Raw genomic sequence first — 16185 nt, forward strand, 5'->3', positions numbered from 1 at the left:
TGTTCCACCTCCCAAAATCAGTGCAGCAGCTTGCAGAGTGTTTCTGCAATTTTGTGTAATGGCACGACATGATCAGCGAGGCCTGCCTGGATGGCCGCACGCGGCATCCCGAACACGACACATGTCGATTCATCCTCGATAATACTCGTTACAGGACCTATTTCCTTCATTTTGATCAGGCCCTTCGTCCCATCATTTCCCATGCCTGTCATGATAATTGCCCATTTGTCTACTTTTGTCAATCGGCTGACAGACTCAAAAAGGATGTCGACAGAAGGACGGTGACCACCTCGGGGCTCTTCCTGATGCAGTTTGGCCTGCAGTCTTCCGTTCGTTTGTACAACTTCAAAATGATAGCCGCCAGGTGCGATGTACGCGGTTCCGGGCTCCAACCATTCTCCGTCTGTTACCTCTGTTACGCGGATCGCACAGAGAGAGTCCAGACGCTGTGCCAGCGATTTTGTAAAACCGGCTGGCATATGCTGCACGATTGCTATCGGAGCAGGGAGCTGACTGGGCAATGCTGTCAGAACAGTTTGCAGTGCTTTGGGGCCTCCGGTTGAAGTTCCCAGCACCACAAGCTTGGCCGAACCGGATGCAGCTCTGTTTACAGGCATTTCAGTCGATGCCTGCCGGGGTGCAAGCACAATGTCTTCCGTGGCCTTGGCTGCGAACAGGAACGGGGAAGCAGTACTCTCTGCATGAAGCTTAAACTTATTCGTTCTTTTCTTGGCTTGAGAGGCAGCTTTCACTCTCTCGATCAGACGATCGCCGACTTTGTGAATATCAAGTGAAATCGGCCCGGATGGCTTTGCAACAAAATCGATGGCTCCGAGCTCAAGCGCTCGAATCGTTGCTTCTGCGCCCTCTCTGGTCAAGCTGCTCAACATCACTACAGGAACAGGACTTTGCTTCATTAGCTGTTCCAAAGCTTCCAAGCCATTCATGATCGGCATTTCGATATCCAGCGTGATTACATCAGGCTTCAGCTTGGCAGCCTTCTCCACGCATTCAAGTCCGTTCTTCGCACGATCAATTACTTCGATTTCAGGGTCGCTTTGCAGGATGTCAGAAATAACCTTACGCATGAATGCCGAATCATCTGTGACGAGAACACGAATAGTACTCATCCGCCATCGCTCCCTTCCGAAGTCTAGTTGTATTATGGGATGAAGCCCTTCAGCTTCTTAAAGAAACCTTTTAAACCTCCTGGTGAACCGGAACCCGCTGCTCCAGCGCTCCCGAGATATGCAGCTACCAGATTTCTGATGCTTTTGGAAGCTTGCGATTGCGGAAAGGCAAGGAAATACGGACGCTGCTGTTTTACAGCCTTTGTGACATGATCGTCATCCATGACATAGCCGAGCTTGCTTATCTCCATATCCAGAAATCGTTTGGCTACCATGCTCAATTTGTCCGCAGTGGCTTGTCCTTCACGATCCGACGTTGCCCGGTTAATGACAAGGCGTACCTTCGTCTGAGGATTGCGGGAGTGAATCATTTTAATTACAGCATACGCATCCGTAATAGCCGGCGGCTCTGGCGTCGTGACCAAAATCACTTCATCCGAAGACAGCATGAATCGCAAAGACTCCTGAGAGATGCCCGCCCCGGTGTCAAAAATAATCGTATCGGCGTAGCCGTGAAGCGGTTCCAGCTTTTGAAACAGGATATCCAGCTTGTGGTTGTCGAGCTGAAGAATTTGGGTAAACCCTGAACCTCCCGCGATAAATTCCAAATTTCCGGGTCCTGTCTCCATGATGTCCCAGACTGTTGCCTCTTGATCGATCAAATGCAGCAGGTGACGCTTTGGCGTAATTCCCATCAGTACATCCAGGTTTGCAAGTCCCAAATCGACATCAAACAGGATAGCCTTGTGCCCTTTTTCGCGCAAGCCAAGTGCGAAATTCAGGCTGAAGTTGGATTTCCCTACTCCCCCTTTGCCGCTCGTCACCGTAACCAACCGCGTCTGCCGGGAGGACGAATTCTGCTGCATTCGCTCACGAAGTCGTTTTGCTTGGTCATGCATACGATTCATTCCCCCATTATCATGTTAGCTATCAGTCGGGGGGTCGCCACGATAATATCGTCCGGGACATTTTGGCCCGTAGTCACATAAGAAATCGAGAGCTCCGTCTCAAACGCTACGTTTAGCATGGCCCCATAGGCATCCGTTTCGTCCGCCTTTGTAAAAATGACCCGGGAAACCGGAACATCGTCAAAATTGCGGATGATCGTCTTCATGTCGCTGTATTTGGACGTGAGACTCAGTACCAAAAAGTTTAGACTGTTTTGATCTGCCACCACCAAATCGCGAATCCCTTGCACATACTCGTCATTTCGGTAGTTTCTTCCCGCTGTGTCGACAAAGATCAGATCACACCCGCTTAATCGCTCCATCGCTTGCGGAATCTCTTTCGGAGAAAAAACCACTTCAAACGGTACATTCAATATGTTTGCGTACGTCTTCAGTTGTTCAACGGCCGCAATCCGATATGTGTCTGCCGTAATAAAGCCGACTTTCCGCTTTTCCTTTAACATGCAGGCTGCCGCCAATTTTGCGATGGTCGTCGTCTTTCCCACGCCAGTCGGTCCAAAGAAGAAAGCATACCGCACGTCTTTCTCAATGCACGCAGGTCGTTTTACGGCTTTTTCGAGACGCTTGGCGATCAATTCCTCCGCTACCTGCGAGGCCTTGGCATCATCCCAATCAGTCTCGCACTCCAGAATGACTTGCTGAATAACCTGCGCTGCAGCCTCCTCAGTTACCTCTTGCTGCCTCAATCGGCTTCTCACCGCTTGAACCGGCTGGGGCAATTGCTGTGTCATATCATTGGTCAACAGCTTTTCAAACATCTGCCGCATGCTGCGGACCTCAAGTGCGATCTGATCGCTCTGCTCACTCGCCGACGGGGGCGAGTCGGTTTTCGAGTTCCGGGGTTGGATCGGTTCTTTCATTGGTTCTTTCATTGGTTCTTTCATTGGTTCTTTCATTGGTTCTTTCATCAATTCTTTTATCGGTTCTTTTTCTGGGTGGTGCTCTTTCAGAAGATTGTCTGATCCGTGACGTTCCGCCTCCACCCTCTGCTCACGTGTATCCTGCTTGCCGAAGAGGACTGGTGCAGCGTCTTCCGACAGCGGCTGGCTCCCAATGCCCTGGCTTTTGGTCTGGGAGCTTGCCGCAATAGACTGATAGGCTCGCTGGGCAGTGCTCGTGCCGGTCGTTACAGGTCTGGCGGGAACGGTCCGCTGTCTGGCCGCAGCCGAGCTTTTTTGCTTTTCGGATTCTTTGTCGTCGACAGCCGCGACCACCTCAATTTGCTGCTTTCCAAAAAAACCGAGAAAGCCTCCCGTCTTGATTGCTTTGGAATTGAGAATGATGGCTTCGGACCCTAGATCAACACGAATTTTGTCAAGTGCTTCCGGCATGGAATCGACTATGTATCGTTTTACTCTCACGAAATGTTCACCATCCCTACACTTTGCACTTCAACATGTGGCTCCAGCTCGCTGTACGACAGAACAGGAACATCCGGCATCATCCGCTCCATGAGCTGACGCAGATACATGCGGACGGCAGGCGATGAGAGAATGATCGGCTGCTGTCCCGAATTGACCATTCTGCTAACCTCCGCTGACATATTCTGATAAATGCGCTGTGATGTTTCCGGATCGATAGCCAGGTAGCTGCCCTGCTCAGTCTGCTCTACGTGCTCGGAAATCGTCTTTTCTAATCCTGGTCCGGCGGTGATGACGCGGAGCGGCTGTCCCGGCTCCGTATATTGCAGGGTGATCTGGCGCGACATCGCCTGACGCACGTATTCGGTCAACACTTCCGGATCTTTTGTGTACATCGCATGATCAGCCAATGCTTCCAAAATGACTGTCAGGTTGCGAATCGAGACTTTTTCACGCAGAAGCTTTTGCAGCACCTTCTGCACTTCGCCGATCGACAGAGAGCCTGGAATCAGCTCATCGACGAGAACCGGTGCCACCTCTCTAACATTGTCAATCAGTGCCCGCGTCTCTTGACGTCCAAGCAATTCATGAGCATGACGCTTGATCACTTCGGTCAAATGAGTGGCGACAACAGATGGAGGGTCCACAACCGTATATCCGGAAAGTTCAGCAATCTCCTTATTTTCTTCTGTTACCCATAAAGCGGGAAGACCAAACGCAGGTTCAACGGTTTCGATCCCGACGACCGAATCATCGTCAAAGCCCGGGCTCATGGCGAGATAATGATCGAGCAGGATTTCTCCCGTCGCAATCTGATTCCCCTTGATTTTGATCACATATTCATTCGGGCGAAGCTGGATGTTATCCCGGATGCGGATGACCGGCACGACAATGCCAAGTTCCAAGGCAACCTGGCGTCGAATCATAATGACGCGATCGAGCAGATCACCACCCTGCTTGCTGTCCGCAAGCGGAATGAGTCCATAGCCAAATTCAAATTCGATCGGATCGACCTGAAGCAGGTTGACGACGCTTTCTGGACTGCGCACTTCTTCCAGCTGCTGATCTTCTTCTTGTTGAGCCGTCTCTTCCCAGGCCACCTTTTGCTTCCGCGTCATTTTCCATCCGGCAAAAGCGAGCAAGCCGGAAATCGGAACAACAGGCACCAGACCAATGGGCGTGAGCAAGCCAAGCAGGAATATTCCACCGGCCACGATAAACAGCAGGCGCGGGTAGCTGAATAGCTGATTGGCGATATCTTCGCCCAGTCCGTCTCCAGACGTTGCGCGCGTTACGATGATACCGGTCGCAGTCGAAATGAGCAGCGCCGGGATTTGGCTGACAAGCGCGTCACCTACGGACATCGTTGTAAATTTAGAAGCGGACTCGGCAAAGCTCATGTCATGAATCACCATGCCGATGATAAATCCGCCGATAATATTCACGATAAAGATGATAATACCGGCGATGGCGTCCCCTTTCACAAACTTGCTGGCACCATCCATCGCGCCGTAGAAATCCGCCTCGTCTTCGATTTTTTTCCGACGGGCCCGAGCTTCTGTATCGGTAATCATCCCGGCATTCAAGTCCGCATCAATACTCATTTGTTTCCCTGGCATTGCATCCAGGGTAAAGCGTGCTGCAACCTCGGCAACGCGCTCCGAGCCTTTTGTAATCACGATAAACTGAATAATGACAAGGATCAGGAAAACAACAAAACCTACGACCTGATTGCCGCCTACGACGAAGCTGCCGAACGCTTCAATAACTTTTCCGCCCTCGGCATGCGAAAGAATGTTTCGCGTCGTCGAGACGTTCAAAGCCAGTCGAAAGAGTGTCGTAATCAGCAGGACTGTAGGAAAGATGGAGAACTGCAATGTCTCCCGCGTGTACATAGACACTAGCAAAATCGTCAAGGCAAGGGAGATGTTCAATATGAGAAGCAGATCCAACAACTCGGAAGGCAGTGGGATCACCATCATGACAACGATACTAATGACAAACAAGACCGTACCTAGCTCTTTCATCTTTAATCCCACCGTTAGTCCTCCTCTCTTCTTTGTTTTACTTCACTTTCCCTTGCAGTTTGTATACATAGGCGAGAACCTCGGCAACCGCTTTAAACAATTCTTCAGGTATCGGCTGACCAATCTCCACCTGGCTATGTAGAGCCCTGGCAAGAGGCTTGTTTTCCATCGTTACAATACGGTGTTTCTTTGCAATTTCCTTAATCTTCAATGCCATGTAGTCTTGCCCTTTGGCAATCACTGTCGGCGCGTGCATCTCATTGCTGTCGTAGCGGATCGCAACCGCAAAGTGAGTCGGGTTGGTAATCACTACATCGGCTTTCGGCAGCTCCTGCATCATGCGCCGCATTGCCATGCTGCGCTGACGCTCACGAATCTTCCCTCTAATGAGGGGATCACCATCTGATTGTTTGTATTCGTCTTTAATATCCTGTTTGGACATTCGCAGATTTTTTTCGTACTCATATCGTTGATACAAGTAATCCAAAATAGCCAAGATGAGAAGCAACAGCCCGATTAGCAGTCCCAGTTTGGAAGCTTCCGCTGCAGCAAAGGAGAGCGTCGCTTCCAGCGGTTGCATGGAGAGCTTGATTAATTCATCTCGCACATCCCACAAGATCATGTAGGCAACCAGTATGCCTGTACTGATTTTTAAAAGCGATTTGGCCAGCTCCACCAATGAACGGAGGCTGAACATTCGTTTGGCCCCCTTGATAGGGTCCAATTTTTCCAGTTTGAACTGAATCGTCTCTGTCGTAAACAGCCACCCCACCTGGGCGTAGTTTGCAAAGAGGGCAACTAAAAAAACAGCGGCGAGCACTGGCCCGGCAATCTTGACTGCTTCCCAGGCAACCTTCCGTATAATGATTGCCAGGTTTTCTTCATTTACTTGCCACGTCGCAAAGGTGATCAGGGACTCTCTCATCAGGTTTTCAAAGGAATGAAACATAGTTGCACCAAAAGCGACGAGCATGAGAAACGCTGCCATCAGGCTAAGCGCCGGAGACAAGTCGGCGCTTTTCACCACTTGCCCTTTTTTACGGGCATCCTGTTTCTTTTTGGGAGTTGCCTTTTCTGTCTTCTCTCCGCTGAAGTATTGGAGGTCGACAGGGTACAAAAAAGTTATTCGGTTCATCCTGTTCCTCCGAGCAGCTTCATCATCTCCGCTAACGATCGAAACATTTTTTCGAACAAACTGCTTAACGTCAGGAGAAATGCAGGCATCACTACGATTAACAGAAGAAAGCCTGCCAGCAGTTTGATCGGAAATCCAACAACAAAAATATTAAATTGCGGGACTGATTTGGCGATAATACCAAGAGAAAGGTCTACCAGAAACAATGAAACGATTATCGGCGTAGCAATCAGAAAGGCGCTTAGAAACATTTCCCGAAATACTTTTACCGCCAGCCACATGACCTGTTCGCTGCCCAAAGCAGCCCATACGGCATCGATTGGAATGGCTTGATAGCTTTTGATGATTCCGCGAATGAGCATATGATGTCCATTCATGCTCAGAAAGTATAGCATCGCCAAAACGTTTTTGAATTGGCCCGTAAGCGGAACGTACGCACCGGTCCGCGGATCGATGACGTTGGCCATAGCCAGCCCCATTTGCATATCCATGATCCCGCCCGCAACCTGGACAGTGACATACATCAACTCGCAAATATAGCCCAATATGACGCCGACCAATGCCTCTTTGATGACGTAAAGGATAAATGTCAAATCCATCGGGATTGCCCCTTGAACCGGGACAGAACCAAAACTGATGACCGCCATAAACAAAGCCAAACCGATCTTAAACTGATTCGGCACGCCTTTCATCGAGAAAAACGGAGCCGATACGAAGAAAGCGGTCAGGCGGACAAATACAAGCAACAACACAGGTAGGTGAACCAAGAAGGCTGTCATTGGTTACCCGACAAACTTGTGGAGATTCCCAAATATCCCCATGGTGAACTCGAGCATGATTCGCAGCATCCAAGGGCCGACAGCCAGGATGGTGACCAGGATGGCGACGATTTTGGGAATAAAAGCGAGCGTTTGCTCCTGAATTTGTGTCGTTGCTTGAAAAATGCTGACGATCAACCCTACCAGCAGACCTACGCCCAGCGCCGGAGCAGCGATCAGCAAAATCGTATAGACAGAGCTTTGGGCAACTCTCATAAGTAACTCTTGTGTCATGCTCTACCCTCCTTGGCCGGGTTCCTCTCGTACGCTAAAAGCTGGTCAGAAGAGATTTGACTACCAGGTACCAGCCATCGACCATGATGAACAGCAAAATTTTGAACGGGAGTGAGATCATCACCGGGGGAAGCATCATCATCCCCATTCCCATCAGAATACTTGCAATAATCATATCGATGACAAGAAACGGAATAAAAATCATAAAACCGATTTGAAATGCTGTTTTCAGTTCACTGATCGCATAAGCGGGAACCAATGCAGTAAGCGGAATATCTTGTACTGTCTTCGGCCGCTCTGCCTTTGCAAACTCCAGAAACAGCGCCAGGTCCTTTTCACGTGTCTGTTTGGCCATAAATTCCTTGAATGGGATGACCGCAGCCGCAAACGCCTGTTCTTGCGATAATTGCCCCTGCATAAAAGGCTGGACAGCCGTCTCATTTACCTTGGCCAATGTCGGGGACATGATAAAAAAGGTCATGAACAGAGCGAGTGCGATCAATACCTGGTTTGGTGGCATTTGCTGAGTTGCCAATGCATTGCGGACAAACGACAATACGACGACAATTCGCGTAAAGCTGGTCATGAGCAGCAAAATGGCAGGCGCTACGGACAGAACTGTCAAGATCAACAGCAATTGAATGGCTGTCGAAGTCTCCTGCGGCGTACCAGCTCCGCCCCCAATTTTCAAGTCAATCGTAGGGACCAATGATGGTTGAACCGGTGCTGCTGCCGCCATATCCGGTATGACCAGCAATGCGAGCACAATCACGAGCAGCTGCAGTATTTGTTTCATCCCAAATCTCCTCTGTCCTTACCTTGCTCATCCATCCAGCGGACATTTTGTTCCGAGCGTTTTGTTACCGTTCCCCACTGGTTTCGTAGGATTTCTTCAAACGTACGACCTTGCCCATCGGAAGGCTGGAAAAATTCGTCACTGTTCTTTCGATTGCCGCCAAATGGGAGCCATTTCAGCGGCGATGGCAGCGCGCCTTTTATTTCTGCATCTGCCAAAATCAGGTCAGCTTCCTCTCCAGCCGGTATGTGATGAAGCAATTGAACATTTTCACCGACACCGAGCACGTACAATGATTCTCCGATCATTACCACTTGGACCGACTTCCCATTCCCGAGCGGTGCCATACTGATGACTTTAATCGGCCCTTGTGCCATTCCAACCTGACGCTTTGACAAAAAACGCAGCAACAAATAGATGAGAACCAGAATGATGCCCAGTGAGAAAATAACCTGTATCAGGTAACCCCACATACTGCCAGACCCGCTTCCTGGAATGGGTGCCGGTTCCTGTGGACCGGCGGACCCATCAGTCGATAGCGTGCCTTTTTTCAGTGCATCGGCGACAGAACTGCTCTCCGCCAAAGCCTGAGCCGGAAGGGAAGCGACGAACAACAACAGCAGGCAACAAATCCAGATGAGCCGCACCCTTGTGTCCCGGAGTTTCATCATTAGCTCAACGTCTTTTTGATCGCTTCCAATACGCGATCTGCCTGGAACGGCTTCACGATAAAATCTTTTGCTCCAGCCTGAATGGCGTCAATTACCATTGCCTGCTGCCCCATCGCAGAACACATGATGACACGAGCATTCGGATCAATCTTTTTGATTTCTTTCAGTGCCGAGATTCCATCCATCTCTGGCATGGTAATATCCATGGTGACCAGGTCAGGACCGAGTTCTTTGTATTTTTCTACTGCCTGTGCTCCGTCGCTTGCTTCTCCGACGACGCTGTACCCGTTTTTAGACAGAATTTCTTTAATCATCATGCGCATAAATGCTGCGTCATCAACAATGAGAACTTTGTTAGACATGGATTAGCTCCTCCTCGTTTTTACCGTTGTTATTGCAATTTCGAAACGCGGTCAATCGGACTGATAATGTCGGTTACGCGAACCCCGAAGTTTTCGTCGATGACCACAACCTCGCCTTTGGCGATCAATTTGTTGTTTACCAAAATGTCTACATGCTCACCAGCCAGCTTGTCCAGTTGGATGATCGATCCGGCGGAAAGATCCAGTATGTCTTTGATCAGCTTCTTCGTACGGCCAAGCTCGACTGTCACCTGCAGAGGAATGTCCAATAGCAAATTCAGGTTCTGTTCGTCAGGTGCAGCCATCATACCGCCACCGAACGGAGAAAATTGCGCTGCTTTCACATTGGCAACATTCATCGGCTGTGCTCCAAAGTGCTGGGGAGCGTGTGGAACCGGCGGCTGGACATATTGCGGCGGGTACGCATAAGCCGGTGGATAAGGATGCTGACCATATGGATCCTGGTACATCGGCGGAGCCTGATAACCCATCGGCGGTGGTGCGTAACCAGGGTGCGGCGCTTGTGCCGGCTGTTCTGGATAAGGTGTCTGTGCAGCTGCTGCTGGCGGCTGAGTGGCTGGACTTGCCGGAATCGTTGGTTCGGTGTGGCCAGCCGGCTGACTAGGAGCAGAGGGCGCTTGAGCTTCCTCAGCAGGACTTGCAGCAGCGGCATCCGCATCTGATGCGCCAGTCAGACGTCCGATCATATCCTTCGCAAAGGATAGCGGCAAGAGCTGCATGATATTGGAGTCGATCAGCTCTCCTTGCTCCCCTACCTTTAAACGGAATGAGACTTTGACCAGCGGGGTGTCATCCTCCGTGAAGCTGTCTCCGCCCTTCCCCTGCGCAAGATCCATCACATCAATCCCTGGCGGTGTGATGTTTACCAGTTGATTAAAAATGGTAGACATCGACGTGGCTGCAGACCCCATCATTTGATTCATGGCCTCTTGAACTGCACTTATATGCAGATCGGACATTTCCGTCGTGCTCGGGCGACCATCCCCGCCCATCATCAGATCGGCTACAACCGCCGCATCTTCCATCCGGACGACAAGCAGGTTGACGCCTTTAAAGCCATCTGTATACTCTACGTGAACTGCGACATGCGGCATGGGAAACTCTTTTTCCAACTCGCTGACTTGAACCATCGAAACAGTAGGCGTCGTAATATCCACCTTTTGGCTTAACAAGGTAGAGAGAGCCGTTGCTGCACTGCCAAAAGAGATGTTTCCAATCTCTCCAAGTGCGTCTTGCTCAAACGCCGACAGGTAGTCGGCCACATCTGGCACGCTCTGTTGTTCCGTTTCCTCTTCTACCAAATTGTTTGCTCGCAGCAGCGCGTCAATTTCTTCTTGAGAAAGCATGTCTCTACTCATTCATTTCCTCCCCTTCCTCAAGGACTTCGTCGATCTGCACCGCAACACGACCTTTTTGCGTGCCGGGCTGTCCCAGGAACTTCAGTTGATCTCCCACTTTAATTCTCAACTTGTTATCGACGAGATGATCGAGCTGGATCACATCACCGACCTGAAGCTGCAAAAACTCTCCTACGGTGATGGTAGCGGTACCCAACTCCGCGATAATCGGCAGGCTGGCTGCTTTCACCCGCTCCTCAACCCGCAATCGCTCCTCTTCATCCCTCGTTTTCTTCTGTTTGGAAAACCAGTACTGTCCGGACAGCTTCGACATGATTGGCTCCAACACGACGTGTGGCAGACACAGGTTGATCATCCCCGTCGTATCTCCAATTTTTGTACTAAAGGAGATAACCGCCACGATTTCGTTCGGAGAAACGATCTGCATGAATTGGGGATTCATTTCAAGCCCTTCCAAATACGGGTCCAACTCGATAATTTGTTTCCACGCTTCATGGAAGGTATCCAATGCCTTTCCAAACACGCGCTCCATCACGGTTGTCTCGATTTCTGTCAGTGCCCCCATTTTGTCGGGGATAATTCCTTGCCCGCCAAGGAGTCGATCCAGCATCGTGTATGCGATGTTTGGATTCACTTCCAAAACCATTCGGCCTTCAAGTGGTGGCGCCTCAAAAATATTGAGAATCGTCATCTTCGGAATGGAGCGAATAAACTCGTCATACGGTAATTGGTCGACGGAGGCAACTGTTATTTGCACGAAGGTACGAAGCTGAGCTGAAAAATATGTCGTCAACAACCGTGCATAGTTTTCGTGGATACGCGTCAATCCGCGAATCTGATCTTTGGAAAATCGCAATGCCCGCTTGAAGTCGTATACTTTAACCCGCCGCTCAGTCTCTTCTTTTTTCAGCTCGTTGGCATCCATCTCTCCGGAAGAAAGTGCTGCCAACAACGCGTCAATCTCACTTTGTGAGAGAACCTCGGCCATCTGTCGTCACCCCCTTGCTATGTATTCATTCATCATTTGTTAAGATAGGAGCTGTTTCGTTGTGATTACCTGAACGATTTTGCCTTCCTGCATCAATGCGCTAATCTCGTTCATGATTTTGGCTTCCAGCTTGTTGATTCCCTCTGTTCCCTTGATGTCATCGGGTTCCAGACCTGCTAGTGTCTTGATGATAATCTGGTTCACCTGAGGCAGGCGTTGCTCCAGCTCTTCCTTGGAACTGCTGCTGTCCGCAGTGATGGTGAAACGAACGATGATGTAGTTTTTGGAGAGCAGGTTTGTGGTAATCTCGCCAGTGTCAACCGAGTACTCTTGCATTTCCTTGGCCGAAAGAGCCTTTACCTCTTTGGATTCGTCATGACTTGCTGATTGTGCTGCAGGGGAGAGATAGGTTTGCCAGAGCACGAACGATATGACTCCTAGAAGCGATATCGCAATAATGATGATAAGGGCCATGTTAAACAAGCGATTTTGAAACATTTTTTGCGCCTCCCGCTATTCAATGGAATCGTCTTCCGGCATGCGCGGCGGTGTAAACGCCGGGAACGCGTGCTGGTAGAAACGCAGGATCCGCGCGATCACTTCCTCTGCCGTTTCTTTCACGATGTGCTTTTTCCCCGTAAGCAAGGTGATAACCGTATCGGGAGTGGACTCCACCGTCTCTATGTGCGTCGCGTTCAAGTAAAACTGTGCGCCGTTGAATCGGGTTAGTTGGATCATCTGCCGCTCCTTTCGGGTTGTAGGGGGGAGGAAGCAAGCAGCTTCACTCCCCGGTCCCCTTTACACATTATCGTTTCAGATTCACCAGTTCTTCCAGTACCGTATCAGATGTCGTAATGATCCGGGAGTTTGCCTGGAATCCGCGCTGAGCAACGATCATCTCGGTGAATTCCTCGGACAGGTCAACGTTGGACATTTCCAGCTGTCCGGAGATGATGCTTACTTGAGCCTGAGCAGCTGTGATCGGCGTATCAGGAGCACCATCGAATGGGCCAGCATTGTTCGTATTTTCATACAAGGAATTGCCGATTTTTTTGAGCCCGCCCGGATTGTTGAATTTCATGACGCCAATAGTGAACGGCGTGTCCAAAGCACCTTGCGCGTCAACCGTAGTGACCACCCCATCTTTTCCAATCGAATAGGAAACGTAGGTGTCCTGCGGGATTTGAATGGTTCCTCCACCGCTGTCTACGAGCTTGAGACCCTGGGAGTTCACCAAGTATCCTTGCGAATCCCGGGTAAAGTTCCCTGCCCGCGTATAGTAGAAAGTAGTGCCATCGTCGGGCGTTACCATGAAGAAGCCGTCGCCTTCAATGGACAAATCGGTTGGCAGGTTCGTTTGCATAGGGCTGCCGGCAGAGAAGACAGTATCAATTGAAGCCATTTGCGACCCCAAACCGATTTGAATCGGGTTTGTACCGCCTTTCCCTCCCTGATCTGCTGGCGCTGTCGCTCCCGCGATGTTCTGGCTGAGAATGTCCTGGAACATGACGCGTCCTTTTTTGAAGCCTACGGTATTCACGTTGGCGATGTTGTTGCCGATCACATCTAGTTTTGTCTGAAATCCGCGCAAACCTGAGATGCCCGAATACATAGAACGCAGCATAATGCGATTCCTCCTCGATAATATTCAGTAATTGACTGCTTCAGTCAGTCGGCAGTCCGCAGGCTTCCTCCGAAGAGGTCCAGCCCTCGTTCGTTACACAAACACAGCACTGTCTATATTGGTAAAAACGCTATCCTTCATTCGTCCGTCATCTACGGCAGTAATCACTTTCCGATTCTGGATGCTGACCACGAACGCTACATTGTCCATCATGATCAGAGATTCCCTTGCGCCTTTGTCGGCAGCCTTTTTGACGCCGCCAGCCAGACGGTCCATCTTGGTCTCATCCAGGCTGATTCCTCTTTCATTCAAACGGTTCAACGCATGCTGACTGAAAGTGATCTCCTGAGACCTCTTGGCTTTCTCAACAGATTCCGTCAGGTAGTCGCGAAAGGCTTTCCCGTTTGTCGCAGAACTGCCTGAACGTGCAGGTACGGTATGGCTTGGTTTGACAGGAAAGTAGGTCTGCCCGACGTTAAACGAGTGCATGGCGGTTCCTCCTTGTCCTATTCCTTAGCCGGAATAACCGATTTTACTGATCTCATCGCTGCCTTCTACAAGAGCATCGAGCGAGAATTCAGCTTTGTCCTGCCTGTCGCTTTGCTGATTTTCATTGTTTTGCTGCTGCTGGCGTTCGCGTTGCTGCTGCTGAAATGGCAAGCTTCCAGCCTGTTGCTGCTGATTTACCTCCAGACGGTCGACTTGCAGTCCTTGCTGCGTCAATGCAGCGCGCAGCTGAGGCAGCTGGTTGTCCAGCAATTCTTTTCCGGCGGTTGTTTCCGCGGAAAAATGAGCGGTAATCATCCCGTTATGGGAAGTGATTTTGACGTCAACCTGTCCGAGAGACTGCGGATACAAGATCAGCCTTGCCTCGTGCACCCCGTCCACTTGCGTCAGCTTCATTTGCTTCACAAACAACTGTGTCACCTGCTGGCTGAACTGATTCGCGTGGATTGGATGGCCGCCAGTCGGAACATTTCCTTTTTGCCCAAACGTTTGCACATTCGGATTGTTCTGTTGTGCAGTCAAAGGATTGGCGTCTGGCTCCATCATGAAATCTGCCGTTTGCTGCTGGCTGGTTGGAGCGGCTGTTTTCGCCTGCACACCGGCCTCGGCCTGGTAGCTGGACAATGCGTGTGACACGCGCACCGGCTGCATCGTCGACATCAGGTTTGTCCGCTGTGACATATACGCCGCAGTCGACTGTTCCTTTGAACGAGCAGGCACAAGGCCTTGGGGCATAGTCTCATTGGATTGGTTGAGCGCCGCCATAAAATTGGCCAGCTTTTCTGCTGTTGCTTGGGAAAGTCCCCGTTGAGTGAACGTAGCTAGCAAGTTCTGAACTTGACTGTCAGACAAGACCGCTGTCTTCGGAAGCTTGTTCATCATGTCAGCCAGCTCTTTTGTCTTTGCTTCCAACGAATTGACGATGTCATGGCTCTGGGACTGCGACGTTGCAAACAACTGTTGGAGCATGGCTAGCAATTCAGCAATTTCTTCCTGGTCTTCTGTGTCCATTCCGTCCGCTTCAACCTGAATGACAGCATCCTCCATTCCCTCTAATTGTTCGAGAGCTGACATCATCTGCATGGCAAACAAATTCTCCAGAGTCCCAGGCAGTTGCTGACCAGCCGTCCCCGTCAGAATGGCTGAACCGTTTGCAGATGTTCCTACCGAAGCGGGTACTGCTGGCGCAGCGACATTGGCTACATTCATCTCTGTCACCTCCTCTTGTTTTTTGTTGCTTATGGAAAACGACAAGCGAACAAGCTTTAGGCTCTTCTCCGCTTATCGAAGCAACTCGCTGGTAATTCGGGCTGCTACATCTTCTTTCTTTTTGCTGTCTTCCTTGGCTACGGCCGCCAGGATAGACGCCCGTTTGTCATTGGACATGCCCGCCAAAATCGAGATTGCACGGTTCTTATTGGTCCCCATGAGCGAGCGGATAATGGAGGCCGCATCCTCGGCGGGCATCTGTGAAAATGTCTGAACAAGCGCGTCCAAGCTGGTCGTATCTTTCCTCGTTTCGCTCAGCGCTTTTGTCAGCACTTGAACTCTCTCCTGCAAGGCTGCGATGTCGTCGTCTTTGTTTACAACCGAGTCCTTCAGCAGGATCGAGATATCAGCAGCTTTTTTCGGGTCCATTTTGGCCAAAATGTTCGCCTGCTGATCCGCCTTCATCTTCTTCATCACCGTAACGGCTTCTTCCAGACTTAAATTCTCTACGATGGCAGCCGCGTTTTTCGGCGACATCGTAGAATACAGCTTCGCCAAATCCTGGTACTGCTTTTGGCGTTCTTCCTCTGTCGTCCGCTTGTCCTCGATCATTTTTTGCAAATCCTGAACTTGTTTCTCCAGCGCTTGAATGGTGGCGTCCTTCTTCTCTGCTTCTCCTTGCAAGCTGGCGATGGTTTGCTGGCTTTTTGCTTGTTCTTCCTGCAGGCTTTGTACCTGTTTTCCCTTATCTACCATTGGTGCTTCTCCATCGCCTGCCGCATAATCGTCGGGAACTAATTTTTCCACGTAGGGAATGCTGTTTGCCCATGTAAGCACTTGTCCCAAGACGTTGACACCCAGAAAGCTGAGAAAGACCCCCCCAAGGAGTGTGGCAAACAGAGCAGGGATGACAATCATGTAAAAGAACCATTCCCACCTGCTGTATTCCCGTTCTTCTTGGATCTCTTCCATAGTG

General features: G+C 50.3%; 18 protein-coding genes. All 18 read right to left on the reverse strand.

Annotation, left to right across the window (positions count from 1 at the left end):
- Positions 1 to 17 precede the first annotated feature (17 nt).
- The 18 genes from NSQ24_RS15725 to NSQ24_RS15810 all read right to left on the reverse strand — a co-directional run bounded on the left by NSQ24_RS15725 (position 18) and on the right by NSQ24_RS15810 (position 16181).
- Positions 18 to 1130 carry a chemotaxis response regulator protein-glutamate methylesterase gene (locus NSQ24_RS15725; RefSeq protein WP_003385871.1) on the reverse strand — a complete coding sequence of 371 codons (1113 nt, stop codon included), beginning with the start codon at positions 1128 to 1130 and terminating at the stop codon, positions 18 to 20.
- Between the two features lie 32 nt (positions 1131 to 1162).
- The gene (locus tag NSQ24_RS15730; protein WP_003385872.1) at positions 1163 to 2029 is read right to left on the reverse strand and encodes a MinD/ParA family protein; all 867 of its coding nucleotides are present in this window, start codon (positions 2027 to 2029) and stop codon (positions 1163 to 1165) included.
- Positions 2030 to 2034: 5 nt separating this feature from the next.
- Positions 2035 to 3459, reverse strand: coding sequence for a flagellar biosynthesis protein FlhF (gene flhF / locus NSQ24_RS15735; RefSeq protein WP_339166185.1), 1425 nt, complete (start codon positions 3457 to 3459; stop codon positions 2035 to 2037).
- The gene (flhA, locus tag NSQ24_RS15740) at positions 3456 to 5498 is read right to left on the reverse strand and encodes a flagellar biosynthesis protein FlhA (protein ID WP_003385875.1); all 2043 of its coding nucleotides are present in this window, start codon (positions 5496 to 5498) and stop codon (positions 3456 to 3458) included. The genes flhF and flhA overlap by 4 nt, the downstream gene beginning before the upstream one ends.
- A 25-nt stretch (positions 5499 to 5523) precedes the next feature.
- Complete coding sequence (gene flhB, locus NSQ24_RS15745; RefSeq protein ID WP_003385876.1) at positions 5524 to 6621, reverse strand: flagellar biosynthesis protein FlhB; 1098 nt, start codon at positions 6619 to 6621, stop codon at positions 5524 to 5526.
- Positions 6618 to 7400 carry a flagellar biosynthetic protein FliR gene (gene fliR, locus NSQ24_RS15750; protein WP_003385877.1) on the reverse strand — a complete coding sequence of 261 codons (783 nt, stop codon included), beginning with the start codon at positions 7398 to 7400 and terminating at the stop codon, positions 6618 to 6620. Before fliR ends, flhB begins: the two co-directional genes overlap by 4 nt.
- Positions 7401 to 7403: 3 nt before the next feature.
- Positions 7404 to 7673, reverse strand: a complete 270-nt coding sequence (fliQ, locus tag NSQ24_RS15755) for a flagellar biosynthesis protein FliQ (protein WP_003385878.1) — start codon at positions 7671 to 7673, stop codon at positions 7404 to 7406.
- A gap of 34 nt (positions 7674 to 7707) precedes the next feature.
- Complete coding sequence (gene fliP, locus NSQ24_RS15760; RefSeq protein WP_003385879.1) at positions 7708 to 8469, reverse strand: flagellar type III secretion system pore protein FliP; 762 nt, start codon at positions 8467 to 8469, stop codon at positions 7708 to 7710.
- Positions 8466 to 9140 (reverse strand): flagellar biosynthetic protein FliO, encoded by a 675-nt coding sequence (locus NSQ24_RS15765; protein ID WP_024983837.1) that lies wholly within the window; start codon positions 9138 to 9140, stop codon positions 8466 to 8468. Before NSQ24_RS15765 ends, fliP begins: the two co-directional genes overlap by 4 nt.
- A complete protein-coding gene (locus tag NSQ24_RS15770; RefSeq protein WP_003385881.1) occupies positions 9140 to 9502 on the reverse strand; it encodes a response regulator in 363 nt (120 codons plus the stop codon). Before NSQ24_RS15770 ends, NSQ24_RS15765 begins: the two co-directional genes overlap by 1 nt.
- A gap of 29 nt (positions 9503 to 9531) precedes the next feature.
- Entirely contained in the window at positions 9532 to 10881 is a 1350-nt protein-coding gene (fliY, locus tag NSQ24_RS15775) for a flagellar motor switch phosphatase FliY (protein ID WP_003385882.1), read from the reverse strand.
- Positions 10874 to 11869: a flagellar motor switch protein FliM gene (gene fliM, locus NSQ24_RS15780; protein ID WP_003385883.1), complete on the reverse strand. Its 996-nt coding sequence runs from the start codon at positions 11867 to 11869 to the stop codon at positions 10874 to 10876. Before fliM ends, fliY begins: the two co-directional genes overlap by 8 nt.
- 39 nt (positions 11870 to 11908) lie before the next feature.
- Positions 11909 to 12367: a flagellar basal body-associated FliL family protein gene (locus NSQ24_RS15785; protein ID WP_003385884.1), complete on the reverse strand. Its 459-nt coding sequence runs from the start codon at positions 12365 to 12367 to the stop codon at positions 11909 to 11911.
- A gap of 15 nt (positions 12368 to 12382) precedes the next feature.
- On the reverse strand, positions 12383 to 12607 hold the full coding sequence (locus NSQ24_RS15790; protein ID WP_003385886.1) for a flagellar FlbD family protein: 225 nt from the start codon (positions 12605 to 12607) through the stop codon (positions 12383 to 12385).
- A gap of 67 nt (positions 12608 to 12674) precedes the next feature.
- Positions 12675 to 13493: a flagellar basal body rod protein FlgG gene (gene flgG / locus NSQ24_RS15795; RefSeq protein ID WP_003385887.1), complete on the reverse strand. Its 819-nt coding sequence runs from the start codon at positions 13491 to 13493 to the stop codon at positions 12675 to 12677.
- 93 nt (positions 13494 to 13586) lie between these two features.
- Positions 13587 to 13982, reverse strand: a complete 396-nt coding sequence (locus NSQ24_RS15800) for a TIGR02530 family flagellar biosynthesis protein (RefSeq protein WP_003385889.1) — start codon at positions 13980 to 13982, stop codon at positions 13587 to 13589.
- A 24-nt stretch (positions 13983 to 14006) separates the two neighbouring features.
- Complete coding sequence (locus NSQ24_RS15805) at positions 14007 to 15209, reverse strand: flagellar hook-length control protein FliK (protein WP_003385890.1); 1203 nt, start codon at positions 15207 to 15209, stop codon at positions 14007 to 14009.
- A gap of 72 nt (positions 15210 to 15281) precedes the next feature.
- Positions 15282 to 16181, reverse strand: a complete 900-nt coding sequence (locus tag NSQ24_RS15810) for a hypothetical protein (RefSeq protein WP_003385891.1) — start codon at positions 16179 to 16181, stop codon at positions 15282 to 15284.
- Positions 16182 to 16185 lie beyond the last annotated feature (4 nt).

Origin of the sequence: Brevibacillus sp. FSL L8-0520 (assembly GCF_037963895.1) — a bacterium.
GTDB classification, from domain to species: domain Bacteria; phylum Bacillota; class Bacilli; order Brevibacillales; family Brevibacillaceae; genus Brevibacillus; species Brevibacillus borstelensis.